At 55.4% G+C, this 2,037-nt stretch carries 1 protein-coding gene; it reads left to right on the forward strand.

The window, feature by feature from the left end; all coding sequences use genetic code 11:
- Positions 1-213: 213 nt before the first annotated feature.
- On the forward strand, positions 214-1,908 hold the full coding sequence (locus DW136_RS09745; protein ID WP_118289514.1) for a phospho-sugar mutase: 1,695 nt from the start codon (positions 214-216) through the stop codon (positions 1,906-1,908).
- Positions 1,909-2,037 lie beyond the last annotated feature (129 nt).

A 2,037-nucleotide genomic window follows, 5' to 3' on the forward strand; every position in this document is an offset into this window, starting at 1 on the left:
AGGGGGAGGCCTCGCGGCCTCCCCCTTTTTTGCGTTTACGGGCAACATTCCTTATGCAATTAAATCAATTTAATCATCCACCGCTGAATATAGACGTTCACCGTTCTTTGGCCGGTTCTCTGTTCTCAATGGACTAATATTTGCTTTAGCGCACTGCTGCGCTTGTCCTGTTTTTACACGGGTCGTTTTATTGATTGTGACGGAAGGACTCACATGGCAGATGTTCATGAGCTGCTTGATACTTGGATTGCCAATGTCAAGGACGAGGAGCTCCTCGCTGAGCTCAACACGATGAAGGAGCAGGGTGATGAGGACGCCATCACCGACGCTTTCTTCCAGGATCTCGCCTTCGGTACTGCCGGTCTTCGCGGCACTATCGGTGCGGGCACTAACCGTATGAATATCTATACGGTCGGTCGTGCGACCCAGGGATTCGCTGACTACCTCAATGCGACCTTTGAGCATCCGACGGTCGCCATCGCTCGCGATAGCCGCAATAAAGGTGAGCTGTTCGTTAAGACTACGGCTGCCATTCTTGCAGCAAACGGCGTGACTGCCCTCGTGTATCCCAAGATTTCTCCTGTGCCGACGCTCTCCTGGGCCGTCCGTGATCTTAAGTGCTCCGGTGGCATTTGCATGACCGCTAGCCATAACCCAGCGCCGTATAACGGCTATAAGGCCTATGGCCCCGATGGCTGCCAGATCACCAGCGAGGCCGCCGATGCAATTTCTAAGGCTATCGCCGAGACCGATACATTCACCGGCGTGAAGTCCATGGACTTTGATGAGGCTCTTGAGCAGGGTCTGGTTAAATGGATCGACGACTCGTGCCTCGAGCGTTATTACGACGCCGTTCTCGCGCGCGGCGTGACTAACCTTTCTGCCGAGGAGATCGCTGGCGCTCCGCTTAAGCTCGTCTACACTCCGCTCAACGGCACCGGCCTCATTCCCGTTACTACGGTGCTCGAGCGCGCTGGCATCACCGATGTCACGGTTGTTCCCGAGCAGAAGGAGCCTAACGGCGATTTCCCGACCTGCCCGTATCCTAACCCCGAGATCCGTCAGGCCATGCAGAAGGGCATCGATCTCTGCGAGCAGGTTCACCCTGATTTGCTGCTTGCAACCGATCCCGACGCCGACCGTGTTGGCGTTGCCGTTAAAAATGGCGATGACTATCTGCTGCTGACCGGCAATGAGATGGGCGTTCTGCTGCTCGACTATATCTGCAAGACCCGTGCTGCCCGCGGTGAGGACCTCACTAAGAAGGTTGCCGTTACTACTATCGTTTCTTCCGCCATGGTTGACGCTCTGGCCGACGAGTACGGTTTTGAGCTTCGCCGCTGCCTGACGGGCTTCAAGTACATCGGCGACATCATTACTTCTCTTTCCGATGCTGGCGAGATCGATCGCTTTATCTTCGGTTTCGAGGAGAGCTACGGCTATCTGGCCGGCGACCACGTGCGCGACAAGGACGCCGTGAGCACTTCGCTTCTGATTTGCCAGATGGCGCAGTATTACAAGCTCCAGGGTAAGAACCTTGCCGATGCGATGCACGAGCTGTACGAGAAGTATGGCTACTATCACAACAAGACGATTTCGCTAAGCTATCCGGGCGCTGAGGGTGCGGCAAAGATGGCCGGCATCATGGCTGGTTTGCGCGAGAACCCGCCCGCGGAGCTCGCCGGTTCCAAGATTGAGGCCGTCGTGGATTACAACACCTGCGTGAACGGCCTGCCGAAGGCTAATGTCATTGAGTTCGATCTCGAGGGTGGTAACAAGGGTATCGTCCGTCCTTCTGGCACCGAGCCCAAGATTAAGCTGTACATCTTCGCTAAGGGCGCGGATGCCGCCGAGGCTGATGCAGCACTTGACGCGATCGAGGAGTCCGGTCGCAAGCTCTTGGCCTAAGGCTTTGAAAGCCTATTTCTATAGATAGACGGAGGAGGGGATCTCGGAAACGAGGTCCCCTCTTTATTACTTTTAAATACAGCTGAGAATTCCAAACTGTGTAGGAAATGTGTACGCCCAGATTCCCGC

Source organism: Collinsella sp. AM12-1, assembly GCF_003472325.1.
In the GTDB taxonomy this organism is placed as follows: Bacteria; Actinomycetota; Coriobacteriia; order Coriobacteriales; family Coriobacteriaceae; genus Collinsella.

What these genes read in the sequence shown, in the direction of transcription:
- DW136_RS09745 (WP_118289514.1), top strand. Translation starts at nt 214, where the DNA reads ATGGCAGATGTTCATGAGCTGCTTGATACTTGGATTGCCAATGTCAAG.